The sequence below is a fragment of the Glaciecola sp. 2405UD65-10 genome, from assembly GCF_048820975.1.
GTDB lineage: Bacteria > Pseudomonadota > Gammaproteobacteria > Enterobacterales > Alteromonadaceae > Glaciecola.
Map to the genome: position 1 here is coordinate 1,813,435 of NZ_JBMEUF010000001.1, position 21,720 is coordinate 1,835,154.

The window sequence follows — 21,720 nt, forward strand, 5'->3', positions numbered from 1 at the left end:
TGGCGACCCACTGCCTAGGTAAAATTCTATAATTGCAGCAAATACGTGTTTTTCAGAAATCAGGATTAGTTTATAAGCAAATGAACAGCTATGCTTGCAAAGTAGCCTATTGCTATCACAGGCATCCACTTAAGGTGGCCGAAAAATGAATAGTAGCCCCTTGCTTGCCCCATTAAAGCTACCCCAGCTGCGGAGCCTACCGACAACAAGCTTCCCCCTACACCAGCGGTTAAGGTAACCAATAGCCATTGCGTGGTATTCATGTCAGGGTTCATGGTTAATACAGCAAACATAACCGGGATGTTATCAACTAAGGCTGATAAGATGCCAACAAGTACATTAGCCGGTAAGGCACCCAGTTCACCGTACATAAAATTAGAAGCTAAACTTAAATATCCCATAAAACCAAGGCCGCCTACGGCCAAAATAACTCCGTAAAAGAAAAACAATGTGTCCCATTCGGCCTGAGCAATTTTATTAAAAATATCAAATTTACCGTAATCGCCATGAGGCGTGCTTCCGGGTGAAGAATCAGGTTCTTGCTCCCAATTTGACGACTGCGTTTTTAAAAAATACGAATAAATTTTTAAGTAAGCAAAGCCGAACATCATGCCAAATACTGGTGGGATATGCAGAAATGTATGAAAACTTACGGCCGTGACTATGGTAGCTAAAAACAAGCCCACTATGACATACCCGCCTGGCTTTAGAATATTGTCATCATTCGCGGTATTTGGCTGCGGTATACCCTGAGGGACCGCAAAACTCATTATTACTGCAGGCACAAGGAAATTAACTAGTGAGGGAATGAACAATTTGAAAAATGTACCAAATTCTATGATTCCTTTTTGCCAAACCATTAAAGTAGTAATGTCACCAAATGGGCTGAACGCTCCTCCGGCATTGGCCGCTACCACAATATTTATGCAACCCAAGCCTATAAATTCAGGCTTTTGCTTTCCTACTGCCATTAGCACCGCACACATTACCAAGGCGGTCGTTAAGTTATCAGCAATAGGAGATATAAAAAATGCGAGTATGCCGGTTAGCCAAAATATCCCTTTGTAACTAAAGCCTTTTGCCACAAGGATTTGGCGAAGGCGATTAAATACACCCCGTTCTAACATGGCATTAATATATGTCATGGCGACTAATAAAAAGAAAAATAACTCTGCGTATTCTAAAAAATTATGGCGGATGGCGGTTTCTACTAAGTGTTGGTCACTCGCGTTTTGGTAAGCAATGGCAATAATTATCCATATAAGCCCAGCTGCCGCCATAACGGGTTTAGATTTTCTTAAATGTATTCGCTCTTCTAAAATAACAAACGCGTAAGCCGCAACAAATATGGCGAGTGCAAGGTATCCTAAAACTGAATGCGTTAAATCTATATGTTTTGCTGCTGCAGAAGAAGAATCACTAGCGAAAACACTCAAAGAAAAAGTCGAAATGGCTAATGCCACGAGGTAGTACAAAGTGCGATTTAACACGGGCTTATTGTATCCTATTATTTACGTTATTATTGCTTAAGTCTAAATAGCTATGACCTACTCACCTATAAGACCATAGTCGTTTTTTAAAGCTTCAATCATGCCAATTTAAGTCAAAGTCTTTTATACTGTGTCTCTGCTAAATATAGGTTTAATGAATATTGAAGATATGCTTTAGGGGGAACACCTTATGTCAGAACAAAAATTAGTAGACCCTCGCTTACAGGCAAGGGAGCAAAGCTTTCAACAGCTTCATTTGAGCAGCTTTGAAACAATGGGCTATGCACGTACTATTCAAGAAATGGTTGCTAAAACAGGTTTGGATATTGAATCTGACAACACAGAGTATTTGCAGCTTTTACGCGATTATCAAATCACGCGCAACTTAGCCACTATCAAAGATGCGCCCATTGAAGCATTATGCGCACAAACCAATGCCTTACTTGAACAAACAGACATGGCGTACGCCAACCAAGCTCAGCTTTGCGCAGCGGCAACTACCGCTTTAAATTACTGGCGAATTTTAAGTGACATCCCCCTTGATCTTCGAGACGATGACACCGTTAGCAAAGCCTTAAAAGAAAAATTCGCGCAATATATGGAAACATGGGAGTACATACTTCAAGACTTAGCTTAAGTCACTTAGATACATAAAAGCGTATATTTCCCTTAAATCTAAGAGCGCAAAGAAAGCGCCCTTTATTTATTGTTAGTTTCTTGGGCCTGACTCACCATGCGCTTCTCTCGGCGCTTCCACATTATTTTAGCTAAACGTTTCATACTTACTGTGGTGTCTTGTTCATCAACAATTTCAATGCCTAACAAACTTTCTAATAAATCTTCAAGGGTAAGAATACCCTCAAGCCCGCCGTATTCATCAACCACTAAGAGCATGTGCACTCTTGAGTTTAAGAAATGATCAAACGTAGTTGAAAGCGGCATGTTCCCTAACAAAGTTACTAATGGGCTACAAAAATCTGATAGTGTTTTCTGTGTGTCGCCTTTTGCCGCGGCTAACAATATTTCGGTACGAATAATATACCCAACAATATTTTCGCTTTGATTGTTTTCATAAACAGGCACGCGCGAAAACGCAATATTTGAATGTTGGTCAACAAACTCGGCTACCGTCATGGTTTCAGGAAGCGAGAAAACTACGGTTCTGTGAGTCATAGCATCACTAATTCTACGCTCGTGTAATGACAATAAATTTTGTAAAAACATCGCTTCTTGCTGTGCTAATTGCCCTTCTTTACCCGACAACTCTGCCATAGCCAATAGCTCACTTCGGCTTAAGCCTTTGAGGGGGCTCTCTTCGGTAAAGCCGCTTGTTAATTTTTGCGACATTTTCACAAAGGGGTACAGCACAATAATTAAGTACTTTAAAAAATAAGCCGTTATGGGCGCTAATGAACGCCAATAAGTTGCGCCTAAGGTTTTAGGAATTATTTCTGAGAAGACTAAAATAAGTAAGGTAAGAACGGCAGAGATAACACCTAAGTATGCCTCTCCGAATACACTTGCCGCTTGAGCACCCGCGCCCGCAGCACCCATTGTATGGGCGATAGTATTTAAGGTAAGAATAGCCGATAAAGGTTTATTAATATCGGTAGTAAGCGTATTAAGTAGCTTACCTGCAGGCTTATCGTCTTTCTCTAATAACGATATATAAGCTTGAGAAACACTCAATATAACCGCTTCAGCGACTGAGCAAATAAAAGAAAAACCCAGTGCTATGAACACGTAAATAATTAATAAAGCCATAAGCTCGCGTTTTGCTACCTATTAAAACTAAAAAAGTAGTCTACCATCAAACTGTGATGATCGCGCACCACAAGCTATCAATTATTGAAATTTTTATACTTACAATTTAGGTTTGCGTAAAAACACATAAAAGCAAACAATCACTAAGCTCGTTAATAAGAGCGCATCATAATTTATGTCAAAGTGAATATTTAGTTGCTGAGGACTGATGAATTCTGACAAAATCACTAAATAAATTGCAGCGAACGCTACAAAGCTAATTCGAAATAATTTTTGAGATAACTTCACTGTATCTATCCCTAGTTGCAAAGGCCTATTTGGCCTGTAATTTATTATTATTAATGTTCACGGCTAAACTTAAGGCTTAGCCCTTTATTATTTTCTGTCTTGAAGTGGGTAGATCGTAGGCAGTAATAAAAAATACACCTAGATTCTTATACTTAAGTTGGCGTCAAAAAATTGACTCTGCAATAATATCAAGGAAAATATTGAAGATGCAATATTCATTTTGCGCAGTAAGTTTAGTAAACATCTAAGTATCTGTTTTATCGATCATATTATTTTGGGGTGTAAAATACTTTTTTTGAGGTGTCGCAATAAGGCGTCATCTTATTTTAATATTTAAGTGATAAGCGCATGTTTAAGAAAAGGTGCAAGATTAGTTGACCACAGGATTAAATAACACGTATCCTTAGCGTAAATAATTCAAAGAGTATAAACCTTGCAAGAGCCTGTATCCGCTATTTTAATCATTCAACAAGCACTTACTCCTGTATTTCTTATTGTTGGTATTGGCACTATTTTAAATTCACTAACCGCCCGATTGGCCCGAATTGTTGATAGAGTGCGTTGGTTTGATACCCCTGAATCTGAATTATCTAAAACTAATAAAGAAAGAGAGCTTAAATACCTCGCGCGCAGAATGCGCTGGGCAAATTGGGCGATAAACTTTTTATGTGGAGCCACCGTTGTAGTATGTATTAATATATTTCTATTAGTAATAAACGGTTACTTCTCAACTGCTTTAGATAAATGGATTGTGATTAGCTTTGCTTCCACACTTGGGTTTTTATCAAGCGGCTTAATATGCTTGTTTGTAGAAGTGAGTTTAGCTACCGCTACTCTTCGAGTGGCGCCGGGCAATAAATAACACATTTAGGCAGCGCTTTTACTCACTTAGCTCTGCCTTCCAACTGTGCTCAAGTAAACACTCAGCCCCATTAAACAAGGCTACTTCAAAAATATCTCCCGCATTGACCACGCCCACGCCCTTTGGTGTGCCCGTCATAATAATATCGCCATCTTCTACACTCATGAATGTTTGAATTTCAGAGAGTATTGCTTTAGGTTTGTGCAACATTAATTCAACGCCGCCTTCTTGCTTGAGCTCACCATTAATAGTTAATCGCAAAGAAACGTCTCTTATATCATCTGGCATAGGCAAAAATGGCGTGAACACGGCAGAACGGTCAAACGATTTTGCTCTCTCCCAAGGTAAGCCTTTTGCTTTAAGCATACTTTGAATGCCTCTTTTAGTTAAATCTAATCCTAAGGCAATGCCGCAATATTGCTTGTCTTTAACAAGCAAGCTAATTTCTGTTTCATAGTGAATTTCGTCAAGTTTGTGCGTGTATAGCTTGCTACTTATTGCCGAATTAGGCTTCAAAAATATTACCGGCTCACTGGGTACTTCATTATTTAGCTCTGCTATATGATCAGCATAGTTGCGCCCTATACACACAACTTTACTAGGTGTCACAACGAGCTTTTCAAAATTAACAGTATTCATAAGAAGGCCTATAGTTGGAGTTAATACAAAAGTGTAGTGTAAACAAGCGCAGTGTTTTTACACTAACATTAATTAATCCGCAAGATTTAAATATTAAAGCCTAGGCATAAAAAAAGCCGCTCAATGAGCGGCTTTTTAAAATTACTTGACTAAAATTAGTCTAAGATTTTAGCAACAACACCAGCACCTACGGTACGGCCACCTTCACGGATAGCGAAGCGTAAACCTTCGTCCATCGCGATTGGTGCAATAAGCTCTACTACGAACTTAAGGTTATCACCTGGCATTACCATCTCTACGCCTTCTGGAAGCTCTACAGCGCCAGTTACGTCAGTTGTACGGAAGTAAAACTGTGGACGATAGCCTTTGAAGAATGGAGTGTGACGTCCGCCTTCATCTTTGCTTAGTACGTATACTTCAGCTTCAAATTTAGTGTGTGGGTTGATTGAACCAGGCTTAGCTAGTACTTGACCACGTTCAACGTCTTCACGCTTAGTACCACGTAGTAGAACACCAACGTTCTCACCAGCGCGACCTTCGTCTAGAAGTTTACGGAACATTTCAACACCAGTACAAGTTGTCTTAACCGTATCTTTAATACCTACGATTTCAACTTCTTCACCTACTTTAACAATACCTTGCTCAACACGACCTGTTACAACAGTACCACGGCCTGAAATTGAGAATACATCTTCAATTGGAAGGATGAATGGCTTGTCGATGTCACGCTCTGGCGTTGGGATGTATGTATCTAGGGCTTCGCCTAGCTCAACAATTTTAGCTTCCCATTCCGCTTCGCCTTCTAGGGCTTTAAGCGCTGAACCTTGGATTACTGGTAAGTCGTCACCAGGGAATTCGTATTCAGTTAGAAGTTCACGAACTTCCATTTCTACCAATTCTAGTAATTCTTCGTCGTCTACCATGTCACATTTGTTCATGAATACGATCATGTAAGGAATACCAACCTGGCGACCTAACAAGATGTGCTCACGTGTTTGTGGCATAGGACCATCTGTAGCAGCTACTACTAAGATACCGCCGTCCATTTGAGCAGCACCAGTAATCATGTTTTTAACATAATCGGCGTGTCCAGGACAATCTACGTGTGCGTAGTGACGTGTTGGGGTGTCATATTCAACGTGAGAAGTTGCGATTGTGATACCACGCTCGCGCTCTTCTGGAGCGTTATCGATTTGATCAAACGCTTGTGCTGCACCGCCGTAAGTCTTTGCTAGAACAGTAGTAATTGCCGCTGTTAACGTCGTTTTACCGTGGTCAACGTGGCCAATTGTACCAACGTTCACGTGCGGTTTCGTACGTTCAAACTTTTCTTTTGCCATTGCTTTTATTTCCTAAGTTTAACGCCCGTTCCAACATTAGACCGGACCGAATCAAAAATCTACATGCGTGAGTTAATAATAGCTTGCGCTACATTATTAGCTGTTTCCGCATAATTGTGAAATTCCATTGAGTATGACGCACGTCCCTGCGTTTGTGAACGCAAATCTGTGGCATATCCAAACATTTCTGAAAGTGGCACTTTAGCACGCACAATCTTAATGCCTGCAACGCCCTCTTCCATACCTTCAATAATCCCGCGACGGCGGTTGATGTCACCAACAACATCACCCATCCATTCTTCAGGAGTTGTTACTTCCACTTTCATAACGGGTTCAAGTAAAATAGGGCTAGCATCTGCAGCACCCTGCTTGAATCCCATTGAAGCAGCAATTTTAAACGCCATTTCAGAAGAGTCAACATCATGGAAAGAACCATCGAACAAAGTTACTTTAACATCAAGCATAGGGTAACCGGCCAATACACCGTTTTGCATTTGTTCTGAGCAGCCTTTTTCAACTGCTGGTATAAACTCTTTTGGAACTGCGCCGCCCACTATTTCATTCACGAACTCAAAGCCCGCGCCTTCCTCTAGAGGCTCCATTCTCAACCAAACATGCCCAAATTGGCCACGTCCACCTGATTGACGAACAAACTTACCTTCTGCTTCAACTTTATCTTTAATCGTTTCGCGATAAGCCACCTGAGGCTTACCTACGTTACAAGAAACGTTGAACTCACGTTTCATGCGATCAACAATAATATCTAGGTGTAACTCACCCATGCCTGAAATAATGGTTTGCGCGCTTTCTTCATCAGTATGTACTTTAAATGAAGGGTCTTCAGCAGCTAGCTTTCCTAAAGCAATTCCCATTTTTTCTTGGTCAGCCTGTGATTTAGGCTCAACAGCAATAGAAATAACTGGATCAGGAAAGTCCATTTTCTCAAGTGTAATAACACTATTGGTATCACACAAGGTTTCCCCTGTGGTAACGTCTTTTAATCCAATTGCAGCAGCAATATCGCCTGCACGGACTTCTTTAATTTCTGCTCGATCATTAGCATGCATTTGCACTATACGGCCAATGCGCTCTTTTTTACCTTTAATTGGATTATAAACAGCATCACCTGTCTTTATAACACCAGAATATACTCTGAAGAAAGTAAGCGTGCCTACGAATGGGTCAGTGGCAATTTTAAAAGCCAGTGCCGCAAAAGGCTCATCATCATCAGAATGGCGCTCTGCTTCAGTTTCTTTACCGTCATCAAGTATACCGGTAATTGCTTTTACTTCGGTAGGTGAAGGCAAGTATTCTATAACAGCATCTAGTACCGCTTGTACGCCTTTATTTTTAAATGCAGAGCCACATGTCGCTAGCACTATTTCATTATTTAGCGTACGAATTCTTAAACCTTGCTTAATTTCAGCTTCAGTTAAGTCTTCACCGCCTAAATATTTATCCATGAGCTCGTCGTTAGCTTCTGCTGCAGCTTCAATCATATCTGTACGATACTTTTGCGCGCGCTCTAACTGGTCAGCAGGAATTTCTTCATAGGTAAATGTTGCGCCTTTGTCGGCTTCATTCCAGTTAATAGACTTCATTTTAATTAAGTCGATTACACCACGGAATTCTTCTTCCGCACCTATGTTTATTTGAATGGGTACACAATTTGCGCCTAAACGCTTGCGAATTTGTTCAACAACGCGATCAAAATCTGCGCCCGCACGGTCCATTTTGTTTACAAACACCATACGAGGTACTTCGTATTTGTTTGCTTGACGCCATACCGTTTCTGATTGTGGTTCAACGCCTGAAGAACCACAAAACACAACAACTGCGCCATCAAGCACGCGTAATGAGCGTTCTACTTCAATAGTGAAGTCAACGTGCCCAGGGGTGTCAATAATATTGATACGGTGTTGGTCAAACTGCTGCTCCATACCTGACCAAAAGCAGGTAGTTGCCGCTGAGGTAATAGTTATTCCGCGTTCTTGCTCTTGCTCCATCCAATCCATAGTAGCTGCACCGTCATGCACTTCACCAATTTTGTGTGAAATGCCAGTATAGAAAAGTACACGTTCGGTAGTTGTAGTTTTACCTGCATCTACGTGGGCGACTATGCCTATATTTCGGTAACGTTGAATCGGGGTCTGTCGAGCCATCAGCTTTTATTACTCTCTTTTTATTAGTTCTTTAAATAAACTTTTAGATCGTTGTTTCTTAACAATTATATAAAAATTTACTTCACAAAATTACAAAACAGTCTGCCTTATACAGACAGACTGTTACAGAAGTATGACTTAAAGTCTTATTACCAACGGTAATGAGCAAATGCTTTGTTAGCTTCTGCCATACGGTGAACGTCTTCACGTTTCTTAACCGCACTACCTTTGTTATCTTGCGCATCCATCATTTCTGCAGCTAAACGCTGAGCCATGGATTTCTCGCCACGTTTACGTGCCGCTTCAACCATCCAACGCATACCTAGTGCGTTACGACGAACTGGACGAACTTCTACTGGTACTTGGTAAGTAGAACCACCAACACGACGAGATTTAACCTCTACTGTTGGGCGGATGTTCTCTAGTGCATCTTCAAACACGTCTAGATGTGGTTTGCCGGTTTTTTCAGCAACAATTTCAAGGGCACCGTACACGATTTTTTCAGCGGTCGATTTCTTGCCGTCGAGCATTACGACATTCATGAACTTTGCAAGTAACTCTGATTTAAACTTTGGATCTGGTAGGATTTTTCTTTGACCTACGACTCGTCTTCTTGGCATCTTAATTCTCCGTGGAATTCAGGGGTTTCCCAAAACTCTAATTTAATAGTTTGGCCTTACTAACGGAGAACCGTTAAGACTTAGGCTTCTTAGCGCCGTACTTAGAACGGGCTTGTCTTCTGTCGCTTACACCTGAACAATCAAGTGTTCCACGAACTGTGTGATAACGCACACCTGGTAAATCTTTTACACGACCACCGCGGATAAGTACCACGCTGTGCTCTTGTAAGTTGTGACCTTCACCACCAATGTATGAAGACACTTCAAAACCGTTTGTTAAGCGAACACGACATACTTTACGCATTGCAGAGTTCGGCTTCTTTGGAGTGGTTGTATATACACGTGTACATACACCACGGCGTTGTGGGCAAGCTTGTAAAGCAGCTACGTTAGATTTCTCTACCGGCTTTTTACGGGGCTTACGCACTAACTGGTTAACTGTTGCCATTAACTAGCTCCTGATAAATATAAAATATCCGAAATTTCGGATGCGGTTTACAAAAATATAAGCTATTGAATACCTTGTATTTTTGTTGCTCTTGTACCCTAAACCCAACGCCATTGTTTATATAAACGTCAAATTTGGGTCGCGAAATGTTATAGATCAAATAGGGGGATGTCAAGTGTTATAAGGCATGCAAGCTAAGATTGATTAAGTAAACACGCAAAGAAAAAAGGCCAAACAAATGTTTGGCCTTTTAATATATCACTTGGCTTTAATTACTCAGCGTCGTCGCCAGCATTCAATGCTTCAGCTAATTGCGCTTGCGCTTCATCAGCTGATACTGAAAACTCTTCTTCACGTAAAGCTGCTTTGCGAGCAGAGCGCTTTTGATGATACGCAAAACCTGTACCTGCAGGAATTAAGCGACCAACAATAACGTTTTCTTTAAGGCCACGTAAGTCATCTTCTTTACCTTGAACCGCTGCTTCTGTAAGAACGCGAGTGGTTTCCTGGAAAGATGCCGCAGAAATAAATGACTCTGTCGACAATGATGCCTTAGTAATACCTAGCAACTGAATTTCGTAAGTTGCTGGAATCTTGCCTTGCTTCTCAAGCTCACGGTTAGCGATTTTAACCTGAGAAACTTCAACCTGCTCACCCGCTAGTAATGTGCTGTCACCAGCATTAAGGATCATACACTTACGAAGCATTTGTCTAATAACAACTTCAATGTGCTTATCGTTAATTTTTACACCCTGTAAGCGGTAAACTTCTTGTACTTCGTTTACGATGTAGTTAGCTACAGAGCTAACGCCACGTAAGCGCAAGATGTCATGTGGAGACTCAGGTCCGTCAGATACAACTTCACCTTTTTCAACTGACTCACCTTCAAACACGTTAAGTTGACGCCATTTTGGAATCATCTCTTCGTATGCACCATTCGCATTTAATGAAATATGCGCTGGAATAGATTGGTCAGGCTTAGGCGTAATAGTTAGACGCTTCTTACCTTTAGTTTCTTTACCGAAGCCGATAACACCTGAAATTTCAGCTAAAATAGCTGGCTCTTTAGGCTTACGTGCTTCAAACAAGTCAGCTACGCGTGGAAGACCACCGGTAATATCACGAGTCTTCGAACTTTCTTGCGGTATACGAGCTAGTACATCACCTTCGTTCGCTAACTTACCATCAATAGCTTCAATGGTAGTAAAGCTTGGTAAACGAATTTCTTGTAGTGCACCAGTTTCGCTTTCTAGGATAAGTTTAGGCTCTTTCGCGTTTGCTTTAGATAAGTCTTTAACAACTACGCGGGCAATACCAGTAAGCTCATCTTGCTGTGTTTCGGTGTTAGTATCATCGATGTCAGCAAATGTAATCTTAGAAGGACGCTCTGTAACAATTGGGTGACTATGCGGGTCCCAAGCTGCAACAATGTCACCAGCATTTATAGCTGCGCCATCATCTACAGATAAGATTGAACCGTAAGGTACCTTATAGCGTTCTTTTTCACGACCTTGGTCGTCAATAACTGTTAATTCAGTTGAACGCGAAATGATGACTAACTTGCCATCAGTGTTACGTACTGACTTAGCATTATGTAACTTCAATGTACCAGTAGTTTTAACTTGTACGTTGTTTTCAGCAGACTGTCTTGATGCAGCACCACCAATGTGGAAGGTACGCATGGTAAGCTGTGTACCCGGCTCACCAATTGACTGAGCAGCAATAACACCAACCGATTCACCAGAACCAACCATGTGTCCGCGAGCTAGGTCACGTCCATAACAGTTAGCACATACACCGTGATCATTATCACAGGTAATTACTGAGCGAACCAAAATTTGGTCAACTGAGTTAGTTTCTAGCATGTCTACTAAGTGCTCGTCTAATAGAACATTACGTTCTACTAGCACGTGGTCTTTAGTACCCGGCTTAATTACGTCTTCAGCAACAACACGACCTAGTACACGTTCGCGCAATGGTTCAACAACATCACCACCTTCAATTAACGGTGTCATTTTAACACCTTCGAAAGTACCGCAATCGTCATTGGTTATTACCAAATCTTGTGCAACGTCAACTAGACGACGAGTTAGGTAACCCGAGTTAGCTGTTTTAAGTGCCGTATCGGCCAAACCTTTACGAGCACCGTGAGTAGATATAAAGTACTGTTGTACATTTAGACCTTCACGGAAGTTCGCGATAATAGGTGTTTCAATGATTGAACCATCTGGTTTCGCCATCAAGCCACGCATACCCGCCAACTGACGTATCTGAGCAGCACTACCACGAGCACCAGAATCGGCCATCATATAAACCGAGTTGAAAGACTGCTGCTGTTCTTCTTCGCCTTTAGCGTTGATAACAGTCTCAGTTTGTAAGTTATCCATCATGGCTTTAGCTACTTTATCGTTAGCCGTTGACCAAATATCAATAACTTTGTTGTAACGCTCACCAGCTGTAACAAGACCAGAGTTAAACTGTTCCTGTATTTCAATTACTTCAGCTTCAGCGGCTTCAACAAGTTCTTTCTTCTTAGCTGGAATAACCATGTCATCAATACCAACAGATGCACCCGCGATCATCGCGTAGTGGAAACCGGTATACATGATTTGGTCAGCAGCAATAACTGTGTCTTTAAGACCAAGCGTACGATAACAAGCGTTTAATAGCTTAGAAATCTGCTTTTTACCCATTGCCTGGTTAATGATCTCAAATGGCAGTCCTTTAGGAAGCATTAATGAGAAAATAGCGCGGCCAACAGTAGTGTCCGTTAAGGTAATTCTTTCTTTTTTGCTTCCGTCTTCAGCAACGTCATACTCAGTAATACGAACTTTTACGCGCGCATGTAACTCAGCTGATTCAGTACGGTAAGCTTTTTCAGCTTCGTGCGGGCTGGTAAATACCATGCCTTCACCTTTACCATTAACACGGTCACGTGTTAGGTAGTACAAACCAAGTACAACGTCCTGTGAAGGAACAATAATTGGCTCACCGTTAGCTGGAGAAAGAATGTTGTTGGTAGACATCATTAACGCACGTGCTTCTAGCTGTGCTTCAATCGTTAATGGAACGTGAACCGCCATTTGGTCACCATCGAAGTCAGCGTTGTACGCCGCACATACTAATGGGTGCAATTGAATAGCTTTACCTTCAATTAGGGTTGGTTCAAACGCTTGGATACCAAGTCTGTGAAGTGTTGGTGCACGGTTAAGTAATACTGGATGTTCACGAATTACTTCGTCAAGAACGTCCCATACTTCCGGCGCTTCACGCTCTACTAATTTCTTAGCAGCTTTAATTGTTGTGGCTAAACCACGGCCTTCTAGCTTGCCATAGATAAACGGCTTGAATAACTCAAGTGCCATTTTCTTAGGTAAACCACACTGGTGTAAACGCAGTGTAGGACCAACAGTAATTACAGAACGGCCAGAGTAGTCAACACGCTTACCAAGTAAGTTTTGACGGAAACGACCTTGCTTACCTTTAATCATGTCAGCAAGTGATTTCAATGGACGCTTGTTAGAACCGGTAATTGCACGGCCACGACGACCATTATCAAGAAGAGCATCTACTGCTTCTTGAAGCATACGTTTTTCGTTACGTACAATAATGTCTGGTGCGGCTAAGTCAAGAAGACGCTTCAAACGGTTATTACGGTTAATAACACGGCGATATAAATCGTTCAAATCAGAGGTCGCAAAGCGGCCGCCGTCAAGAGGTACTAAAGGACGAAGCTCTGGCGGTAATACCGGAAGAACAGTCAAAATCATCCACTCTGGCTTGTTGCCAGACATTTGGAAAGATTCTAGTAGTTTTAGACGCTTAGTGATTTTCTTACGCTTAGTTTCAGATGTTACACTTGGTAGCTCTTCACGCATTGAAGCAACATCAGCATCAACATCAAGGTCTTTAAGCAGTTCAAATACAGCTTCGGCACCCATTTTAGCTTCGAATTCGTCGCCATGCTCTTCAAGTGAATCTAAGTATTCTTCTTCATTAAGCAAGCTACCTTGCACTAATTCAGTCATACCTGGCTCTGTTACTACGTATGATTCAAAATACAACACACGCTCAATATCGCGAAGTGTCATATCTAGCATTAAGCCAATTCTAGATGGTAAGGACTTAAGGAACCAAATATGTGCAACCGGGCTTGCTAATTCAATATGCCCCATGCGCTCACGACGCACTTTAGTTAAGGTAACTTCAACGCCACATTTTTCACAAATTACACCACGGTGCTTCAAACGCTTGTACTTGCCGCACAAACATTCGTAATCTTTTACTGGCCCGAAAATACGCGCACAGAATAAACCATCACGTTCAGGCTTGAACGTACGATAGTTAATCGTTTCAGGCTTTTTAACTTCACCAAATGACCAAGAACGAATTTGGTCTGGTGATGCAAGACCAATTTTGATGTTATCAAATTCTTCAGTCTTGTTTTGTTGTTTAATAAACTTTAATAAGTCTTTCACATTTCTCTCCCAACGGAGTCTTTATTATCAGACCCAGCCACGCCAATGCGCGGCTGGGTCAACCTGTAGGTTGCTTGTAAAGCTACGTGCTTACTGTTCTTCAAGCTCGATGTTGATACCCAATGAACGGATTTCTTTCAACAATACGTTGAATGATTCTGGCATGCCAGGCTCCATTCTATGGTCACCGTCTACGATGTTCTTATACATCTTAGTACGGCCATTCACGTCATCAGACTTAACTGTTAGCATTTCTTGTAGCGTATACGCTGCGCCGTAAGCTTCTAGTGCCCAAACTTCCATCTCTCCGAAGCGCTGACCACCAAATTGAGCTTTACCACCAAGAGGCTGCTGAGTAACCAAGCTGTAAGAACCAGTTGAACGAGCGTGCATTTTATCGTCAACCAAGTGGTTCAGTTTCAGCATGTACATATAACCAACGGTTACAGGTCGCTCGAAAGAGCGTCCAGTACGGCCATCAAATAATGTAATTTGACCCGAACGTGGGATGTCGGCAAGCTCAAGCATGTCTTTGATTTCTGCTTCAGTAGCACCATCAAATACAGGCGTGGCAATTGGAACACCTTTACGTAAGTTCTCAGCTAAGCGCGTCACTTCATGGTCGGTAAACTCATCGATGTTTACTTCCTGATGCGACTGACCTAGGGTATATACTTCTTTCAAGAAATTACGCAATTTGGCAATTTCTTGCTGTTCTTTGATCATTCGATCAATCTTCACGCCTAAACCATGTGCAGCCATACCCAAGTGAGTTTCAAGGATCTGACCGATGTTCATACGCGAAGGTACACCTAGCGGGTTAAGAACGATATCTACCGGCGTACCGTTAGCATCGTAAGGCATATCTTCTACAGGCTGAATGGCCGAGATAACACCTTTGTTACCGTGACGTCCGGCCATTTTATCACCTGGCTGGATGCTACGTTTAACCGCAAGATACACTTTAACTATTTTCAATACGCCTGGTGCTAAATCATCACCTTGTGTGATTTTGCGACGTTTTGTTTCAAACTTCTTATCGAAGTCATTTTTAATTTCAGTGTACTGTTCAGCGTTTTGATCAAGTTCGTTTTGAGCGTCTTCGTCTTTAAGAGCGATATCGAACCATTTTTCACGCGGTAAACCGTCAAGTTTAGCTTGGTCTATCCCGTTGTTTAACAACAAGTTAGTAGCACGAGCAAAAATACCGTCAGCAAGAATATTAAATTCATCACTTAGGTCTTTCTTAACCTGGCGTAACTGCATGTCTTCAATTTCTAGTGCGCGCTTGTCTTTTTCAACACCGTCACGAGTAAACACCTGAACATCAATAACGGTACCAGTAACGCTGTTTGGTACGCGTAATGAAGTATCTTTAACATCAGATGCTTTTTCACCGAAGATTGCTCTTAGTAGTTTTTCTTCTGGAGTAAGCTGTGTTTCACCCTTAGGTGTCACTTTACCTACTAATATATCGCCGCCTTTCACTTCAGCACCAATATATACAACACCAGATTCATCTAATTTACCTAGCGCAGATTCACCTACATTAGGGATATCAGCACTAATCTCTTCTGGACCAAGCTTAGTATCACGAGCAATACAGCTTAATTCTTGAATATGAATAGTAGTAAATCTGTCTTCTTGCGCTACACGCTCAGAAATCAAGATTGAATCTTCGAAGTTATAACCATTCCAAGGCATAAATGCGATACGCATGTTTTGACCAAGAGCAAGGTCACCTAAATCAGTAGATGGACCATCGGCCAGTACATCACCTAATACAATAGGGTCGCCAACGTTACAAGTAGGACGTTGGTTAATACATGTGTTCTGGTTAGAACGCGTATATTTGGTTAGGTTATAAATATCGATACCAGCTTCACCTGGTGTCATTTCATTTTCGTTAACTTTAATTACAATGCGTGAAGCATCAACAAAGTCAACAGTACCGCCACGTTTAGCAACAACGGTAACACCCGAGTCAACAGCAACCGTTTTCTCCATACCGGTTCCAACTAGAGGCTTATCAGCCTTAAGTGTAGGTACAGCCTGACGTTGCATGTTTGATCCCATCAATGCGCGGTTAGCATCATCGTGTTCTAGGAACGGGATAATACTTGCTGCAATTGATACGATTTGCTGTGGAGATACATCCATGTAGCTGATGTCTTCTTTTTGTACCAACACGTTCTCGCCGCGTTGACGACAAGCAATAAGGTCATCTACAAGGTTGTTGTTATTATCTAAAGCTACGTTTGCCTGTGCAATCGCATACTGACCTTCTTCAATAGCTGACAAATATTCAATATCGTCAGTTACTAGGCCATTTTCAACTTTACGATAAGGGGTTTCTAAGAAACCGTAATCGTTAGTACGTGCAAAGCTTGAAAGCGAGTTGATCAAACCAATGTTTGGACCTTCCGGCGTTTCAATTGGACATAAACGACCGTAGTGAGTTGGATGTACGTCACGTACTTCAAATCCAGCACGTTCACGTGTCAAACCACCCGGGCCTAAAGCAGAAATACGACGCTTATGCGTTACTTCTGAAAGCGGGTTGTTCTGATCCATAAACTGAGACAATTGGCTAGAACCAAAGAACTCTTTTACGGCAGCAGAAATAGGCTTCGCGTTGATTAGGTCTTGCGGCATAATTGCGTCAAGGTCACCAAGGCTCAAGCGCTCTTTAACTGCGCGTTCAACACGAACTAAACCAACTCTGAATTGGTTTTCTGCCATTTCACCAACACTACGTATACGACGGTTACCCAAGTGGTCAATATCATCCACTTCATCTTTACCATCACGTATTGTGATTAATTGCTGCATTACCGCTACAATATCTTCTTTGCTAAGCGTGCCTGCACCCGTGCTTTCTTTACGGCCTAATCTTCTGTTGAACTTCATACGACCAACGGCTGATAGGTCGTAACGGTCTTCAGAGAAGAACAAGTTTTCAAATAAGTTTTCTGCTGCATCTTTTGTTGGTGGCTCACCAGGACGCATCATACGGTAAATTTCAACCAAAGCTTCTAAACGATTGTTTGAAGGGTCAACATTTACAGTGTCAGAAATATAAGAACCGTGATCAAGTTCATTGATATAAAGCGTATTGAATTCAGTAATACCAGCTTCTTTAAGGGCTAACAATAACTCCAATGTTAACTCTTGGTTAGCCGTAGCAACCACTTCGCCTGTGCTTTCATCAATGTAATCTTTATCTAGTACCTTGCCTACTACATATTCAGAAGGTACTACTAGCTGCGTAATATTGGCTTTTTCAAGCGAACGTGTATGGCGTGCAGAAATACGACGACCGGCTTCAACAAGTACTTCACCGTCTTTACCTAATATATCGAATTGTGCAGTTTCACCACGTAAACGATCAGGCACTACATCCATCATGTAGTTGTCGCCGTCAATTCTTACCGCTACTTTGTCAAAGAATAAATCTAGGATTTCTTCTGTGCCCATATCAAGCGCGCGAAGTATAATAGTTGCAGGCAACTTACGACGACGGTCAATACGAACGAATAAATTATCTTTTGGATCAAACTCAAAATCTAACCAAGAACCACGGTAAGGAATAACGCGTGCGTTATACAATACTTTACCTGATGAGTGAGTTTTGCCTTTATCGTGATCAAAGAACACGCCAGGTGAACGGTGTAATTGAGATACAATAACACGCTCAGTACCATTAATTACAAAGGTACCGTTATCCGTCATTAATGGGATTTCGCCCATATAAACTTCTTGTTCTTTTATATCTTTAACGGTGCCTGGTGCTGCTTCTTTATCAAATAAGACAAGTCTTAGTTTGACTCTTAATGGCGCTGAATAGGTCACACCACGTATTTGACATTCTTTTACGTCAAACACAGGTTCGCCTAGTCTATAAGCTACATACTGTAATTCTGAATTACCTGAATAGCTTTTTATTGGAAACACCGAGCGGAATGCCGATTCTAAGCCATATTGGCCATCGGGATCTTGATCGATGAACTTCTTAAATGAATCCAGTTGTATTGAGAGAAGGTATGGAATTTCCAATACCTGAGGGCGCTTGCCAAAATCCTTACGGATACGTTTCTTTTCACTATAAGAGTAAACCATGGGTTCCTCAGCCGACTGATTTTAGACCCAACCTGCTACACTGATGCGCATTGCAATGACCATGCTTTCGGGCAGAACAAAGACAAAAATACTGTGTAACAAACTTCCAGTACCCTTTTACAGCTTGGGTATTTGCTAAAGTTTTGACCAACAAAGCAGATAATGCTTTATGTAATCATTCACTTATTGCAAGCCCATGCTATCTTATTATTACAAATAAAGGGAATAAAATTTGTAATAAGCATTGTAAAATTTTTACAAATTATACAGCGCAAAAAGGCTGATGATTAAAAATCATCAGCCTAGACCTGATAAAAGGTCAGTAATAGCAAGTGCTAATTACTTAACTTCAACTTCAGCGCCAGCTTCTTCAAGCGTCTTCTTAAGTTCTTCAGCTTCTTCTTTAGCTACACCTTCTTTAATAGCTTTAGGTGCTGATTCTACAACTTCTTTAGCTTCTTTCAAGCCAAGACCTGTAGCGCCGCGAACAGCTTTAATTACTGCAACTTTGTTTCCACCGAATGAAGTAAGAACTACGTCAAATTCAGTTTGTTCTTCAGCTGCTTCGCCAGCTGCTGCTGGACCAGCTGCAACAGCTACTGCTGCTTGAGCTGATACGCCGAATTTTTCTTCAGCTGCTTCGATCAATTCAACTAAATCCATTACTGGCATTTCAGCGATTGCGTTTAATATATCTTCTTTTGTTAGAGCCATTTCTCTAAACTCCTGGGTATAATGTTAAAAATTCAAATTGCCAAAGAGACCAATTATTTGGTTTCTTTGATCGCCGCCAATACACGAGCAAACTTGGTAGGTATTTCGTTAACTGTTTGAACGAATTTACCAACCGGTGCTTTGAAGGTAGCAAGTAATTGTGCCAATGCTTCGTCTCTGGTAGGTAATGAAGCCACTGCGTCCAATTTCTCTGGACCCAACAAACCACTACCAATCGATAACGCAGTAACATTCAATTTAGGATTTTTCTTCGCGTAGTCTTTAAACAAACGCGCAGCACCGCCTGGTGCATCAATAGAAAAGCCATAAATTAATTGACCGGTTAACGCAGGATCGATATCAGCAAACTTACTGTCGGCTAAAGCACGCTTAGCAAGTGTATTTCTGATAACTTTCAGATATACGCCTTGTTCACGAGCTTGAACACGAAGCTCAGTAAGCTCCCCTACTTCCATACCACGGTATTCAGCGACGGCAACAGATAGAGCACGAGATGCAACTTCGTTAACTTCCGCTACGATCTCTTTTTTTGCTGCTAAGCCTAGTGCCACTGAGTTCACCTCTTTTAATTCTGATAGTTAGTTAGTAAATCAACCGCGTACCAGGTTTACAGATTGATATTTACAACACTCAATTAAACTTACGTTCAAATGGTGCTTATAAATACCGCACTACGGTGTTCATTTCCCAGAGAGTCTGGGTTGAATTCACCGTCTGCGCAGGTTCGTATTAAGTAATACATTTAACTAAATAAACTTTATTTAGCTGCAATAGGTCTCTTAAGTCTATTGCTGTATTACGCCTGCGGTCTTGGACGGGAGCTGCAATAAATTAACGATAACGTTAACTATTCAGCTCCAACCCACAACCTTTTACAAGAGAAGTAAGCTATTAAGCTTGACCTAGAGTGCTTTGGTCAATTGAAACACCAGCACCCATAGTTGTGCTTAAGCTTACTTTTGCTATATATGTACCTTTAGCAGATGAAGGCTTCGCTTTACGCAATGCGTCCATAAGTGCTTCTAGGTTTTCTTTAATTGCATCTGCTTCAAAGGCAATTTTACCAATGCTAGCATGAATAATACCGTTCTTATCGTTACGGTATCTTACCTGGCCAGCTTTAGCATTTTTAACTGCAGTTGCAACGTCTGGCGTTACTGTGCCAGTTTTAGGGTTAGGCATAAGTCCGCGTGGACCTAAGATTTGACCTAATTGACCCACAACACGCATTGCGTCAGGGCTAGCTACTACTACGTCAAAGTTCATTTCGCCTTTCTTAACTAACTCAGCAAGGTCATCCATACCAACGATGTCAGCACCAGCTTCTTTAGCTGCTTCGGCGTTTGCACCTTGAGTGAATACTGCTACGCGAACTTCTTTACCAGTTCCGTTTGGAAGCACAGTAGCGCCACGAACGTTTTGGTCAGATTTACGTGCATCAATACCAAGATTAACAGCAACATCTACACTTTCTGGGAATTTAGCGGTCGCTAATTCTTTTAAAAGGGCAACTGCTTCGTCAAAAGCGTATTCTTTGGTTACATCTACTTTTTCAGCGATATTGCGAGCGCGTTTTGATAATTTAGCCATGTCTTATCCCTCTACCTTCAAACCCATGCTACGAGCAGAACCCGCGATGGTGTTTACTGCTGCGTCTAAGTCAGCTGCAGTTAAATCTGGTTCTTTCGTTTTAGCAATTTCTTCTAATTGCGCGCGAGTAACCGTGCCCACTTTTTCAGTGTTAGGACGGCCAGAACCACTCTTGATACCAGCAGCTTTCTTAAGTAAGAAAGAAGCAGGTGGAGTTTTAGTTTCAAAGGTAAATGAGCGGTCTTCGTATACAGTAATAACTACTGGTACAGGAGCGCCTTTCTCTAAAGATTCTGTTTTTGCGTTAAACGCTTTACAGAATTCCATGATATTTACACCGTGTTGACCTAGTGCAGGACCAACTGGTGGACTTGGGTTTGCCGCGCCAGCAGCAACCTGTAGCTTAATTAAGCCAGTGACTTTCTTTGCCATTGTTTTTGTTCTCTATTTTATGGGTATAACGCCTTGAAGATAAAGAGAATATCTTCTCGAACGGCTTCCCGTACTTAAAAAAAGGGCGCAAATTATATGCTTTGAACGAATATTATGCAATAGCTATATTCATTTATTTCTCATATTTTGCCGGCTTTCTTTAAATTTCTATTCGTATGCCTATTACCATCTTTCAATATACATCTTAAATGAGTAATTAAGCCCTAAAAATTTCGAGGGCGGAGTATAACACAAAATATAATTAATATGCTTACAATTTCAACAATAGCGTGTAATGTAAACCTAAAATTACATTAAACCCATATAGGAGTGTAAAATGAGTGAAGCATTAGCAAATCCCGTTAGTTGGTTTGAAATTTACGTAGACGACATGCCCCGTGCTATGTCCTTTTACGAAGCCGTATTTCAAGTGAGCCTTGAGTCTATTACTGATCCTACAGATGATAGCGTTCAAATGTATGGATTCCCTTCAGATATGCATGGCTATGGTGCGAGCGGCGCCCTTGTGAAAATGGAAGGTATGGCTGCAGGTGGCAATAGCACCTTGGTATACTTCAGTTGCAAAGACTGCGCAGTAGAAGAAAGTAGAATAGTTGATGCTGGTGGGCTTGTTGAAAAAAGCAAAATGTCGATTGGCGAATATGGCTTTGTGAGTATTGTGATAGACACAGAGGGCAACTGTTTCGGCCTTCACTCCTTAGCTTAAAAGAGCTGGGCACAAAAACGAATACG

Annotated in this window: 16 protein-coding genes; 3 read left to right on the forward strand and 13 right to left on the reverse strand. The window is 41.4% G+C overall.

The genetic code is table 11. From position 1 onward, the window contains the following. Positions 1-65: 65 nt before the first annotated feature. Positions 66-1,490, reverse strand: a complete 1,425-nt coding sequence (gene nhaD, locus ACOI22_RS08150; RefSeq protein WP_420671530.1) for a sodium:proton antiporter NhaD — start codon at positions 1,488-1,490, stop codon at positions 66-68. Positions 1,491-1,680: 190 nt separating this feature from the next. On the opposite strand from nhaD, the gene ACOI22_RS08155 reads away from it, so the two are divergent. Then, positions 1,681-2,127, forward strand: coding sequence for a hypothetical protein (locus tag ACOI22_RS08155; protein WP_420671531.1), 447 nt, complete (start codon positions 1,681-1,683; stop codon positions 2,125-2,127). Between the two features lie 62 nt (positions 2,128-2,189). On the opposite strand, the gene ACOI22_RS08160 is transcribed toward ACOI22_RS08155, so the two are convergent. Further along, positions 2,190-3,254: a CNNM domain-containing protein gene (locus tag ACOI22_RS08160; protein WP_420671532.1), complete on the reverse strand. Its 1,065-nt coding sequence runs from the start codon at positions 3,252-3,254 to the stop codon at positions 2,190-2,192. A 721-nt stretch (positions 3,255-3,975) separates the two neighbouring features. Here ACOI22_RS08160 and ACOI22_RS08165 point away from each other — a divergent pair. Further along, entirely contained in the window at positions 3,976-4,404 is a 429-nt protein-coding gene (locus ACOI22_RS08165) for a DUF2721 domain-containing protein (protein WP_420671533.1), read from the forward strand. Positions 4,405-4,422: 18 nt separating this feature from the next. Here the strand turns inward: ACOI22_RS08165 and ACOI22_RS08170 are convergent, their stop codons facing one another. The 11 genes from ACOI22_RS08170 to rplK all read right to left on the reverse strand — a co-directional run bounded on the left by ACOI22_RS08170 (position 4,423) and on the right by rplK (position 20,967). After that, positions 4,423-5,043, reverse strand: coding sequence for a fumarylacetoacetate hydrolase family protein (locus tag ACOI22_RS08170; protein WP_420671534.1), 621 nt, complete (start codon positions 5,041-5,043; stop codon positions 4,423-4,425). 155 nt (positions 5,044-5,198) lie between these two features. Further along, positions 5,199-6,383, reverse strand: coding sequence for an elongation factor Tu (tuf, locus tag ACOI22_RS08175; RefSeq protein WP_420671535.1), 1,185 nt, complete (start codon positions 6,381-6,383; stop codon positions 5,199-5,201). Between the two features lie 59 nt (positions 6,384-6,442). Continuing rightward, complete coding sequence (gene fusA / locus ACOI22_RS08180) at positions 6,443-8,545, reverse strand: elongation factor G (RefSeq protein WP_420671536.1); 2,103 nt, start codon at positions 8,543-8,545, stop codon at positions 6,443-6,445. A 149-nt stretch (positions 8,546-8,694) separates the two neighbouring features. Then, positions 8,695-9,165, reverse strand: a complete 471-nt coding sequence (gene rpsG / locus ACOI22_RS08185) for a 30S ribosomal protein S7 (RefSeq protein WP_420671537.1) — start codon at positions 9,163-9,165, stop codon at positions 8,695-8,697. 73 nt (positions 9,166-9,238) lie between these two features. After that, positions 9,239-9,613: a 30S ribosomal protein S12 gene (gene rpsL, locus ACOI22_RS08190; RefSeq protein ID WP_420671538.1), complete on the reverse strand. Its 375-nt coding sequence runs from the start codon at positions 9,611-9,613 to the stop codon at positions 9,239-9,241. Positions 9,614-9,885: 272 nt separating this feature from the next. Beyond that, a complete protein-coding gene (rpoC, locus tag ACOI22_RS08195) occupies positions 9,886-14,091 on the reverse strand; it encodes a DNA-directed RNA polymerase subunit beta' (protein WP_420671539.1) in 4,206 nt (1,401 codons plus the stop codon). Positions 14,092-14,181: 90 nt separating this feature from the next. Then, positions 14,182-18,210, reverse strand: a complete 4,029-nt coding sequence (rpoB, locus tag ACOI22_RS08200) for a DNA-directed RNA polymerase subunit beta (protein WP_420671540.1) — start codon at positions 18,208-18,210, stop codon at positions 14,182-14,184. 339 nt (positions 18,211-18,549) lie between these two features. Continuing rightward, on the reverse strand, positions 18,550-18,924 hold the full coding sequence (rplL, locus tag ACOI22_RS08205) for a 50S ribosomal protein L7/L12 (protein WP_420671541.1): 375 nt from the start codon (positions 18,922-18,924) through the stop codon (positions 18,550-18,552). Between the two features lie 53 nt (positions 18,925-18,977). Continuing rightward, positions 18,978-19,496: a 50S ribosomal protein L10 gene (rplJ, locus tag ACOI22_RS08210; protein ID WP_420671542.1), complete on the reverse strand. Its 519-nt coding sequence runs from the start codon at positions 19,494-19,496 to the stop codon at positions 18,978-18,980. Positions 19,497-19,836: 340 nt separating this feature from the next. After that, positions 19,837-20,535, reverse strand: coding sequence for a 50S ribosomal protein L1 (rplA, locus tag ACOI22_RS08215; RefSeq protein WP_420671543.1), 699 nt, complete (start codon positions 20,533-20,535; stop codon positions 19,837-19,839). A gap of 3 nt (positions 20,536-20,538) precedes the next feature. Next, the gene (gene rplK / locus ACOI22_RS08220) at positions 20,539-20,967 is read right to left on the reverse strand and encodes a 50S ribosomal protein L11 (protein WP_420671544.1); all 429 of its coding nucleotides are present in this window, start codon (positions 20,965-20,967) and stop codon (positions 20,539-20,541) included. A 337-nt stretch (positions 20,968-21,304) separates the two neighbouring features. Between rplK and ACOI22_RS08225 the strand changes: the two genes are divergently transcribed. After that, positions 21,305-21,694, forward strand: coding sequence for a VOC family protein (locus ACOI22_RS08225; RefSeq protein ID WP_420671545.1), 390 nt, complete (start codon positions 21,305-21,307; stop codon positions 21,692-21,694). The last annotated feature ends 26 nt before the right edge of the window (positions 21,695-21,720 follow it).

What these genes read in the sequence shown, in the direction of transcription:
- ACOI22_RS08155 (WP_420671531.1), top strand. Translation starts at nt 1,681, where the DNA reads ATGTCAGAACAAAAATTAGTAGACCCTCGCTTACAGGCAAGGGAGCAA.
- ACOI22_RS08160 (WP_420671532.1), bottom strand. Translation starts at nt 3,254, where the DNA reads ATGGCTTTATTAATTATTTACGTGTTCATAGCACTGGGTTTTTCTTTT.
- ACOI22_RS08170 (WP_420671534.1), bottom strand. Translation starts at nt 5,043, where the DNA reads ATGAATACTGTTAATTTTGAAAAGCTCGTTGTGACACCTAGTAAAGTT.
- tuf (WP_420671535.1), bottom strand. Translation starts at nt 6,383, where the DNA reads ATGGCAAAAGAAAAGTTTGAACGTACGAAACCGCACGTGAACGTTGGT.
- fusA (WP_420671536.1), bottom strand. Translation starts at nt 8,545, where the DNA reads ATGGCTCGACAGACCCCGATTCAACGTTACCGAAATATAGGCATAGTC.
- rpsG (WP_420671537.1), bottom strand. Translation starts at nt 9,165, where the DNA reads ATGCCAAGAAGACGAGTCGTAGGTCAAAGAAAAATCCTACCAGATCCA.
- rpsL (WP_420671538.1), bottom strand. Translation starts at nt 9,613, where the DNA reads ATGGCAACAGTTAACCAGTTAGTGCGTAAGCCCCGTAAAAAGCCGGTA.
- rpoB (WP_420671540.1), bottom strand. Translation starts at nt 18,210, where the DNA reads ATGGTTTACTCTTATAGTGAAAAGAAACGTATCCGTAAGGATTTTGGC.
- rplL (WP_420671541.1), bottom strand. Translation starts at nt 18,924, where the DNA reads ATGGCTCTAACAAAAGAAGATATATTAAACGCAATCGCTGAAATGCCA.
- rplA (WP_420671543.1), bottom strand. Translation starts at nt 20,535, where the DNA reads ATGGCTAAATTATCAAAACGCGCTCGCAATATCGCTGAAAAAGTAGAT.
- rplK (WP_420671544.1), bottom strand. Translation starts at nt 20,967, where the DNA reads ATGGCAAAGAAAGTCACTGGCTTAATTAAGCTACAGGTTGCTGCTGGC.
- ACOI22_RS08225 (WP_420671545.1), top strand. Translation starts at nt 21,305, where the DNA reads ATGAGTGAAGCATTAGCAAATCCCGTTAGTTGGTTTGAAATTTACGTA.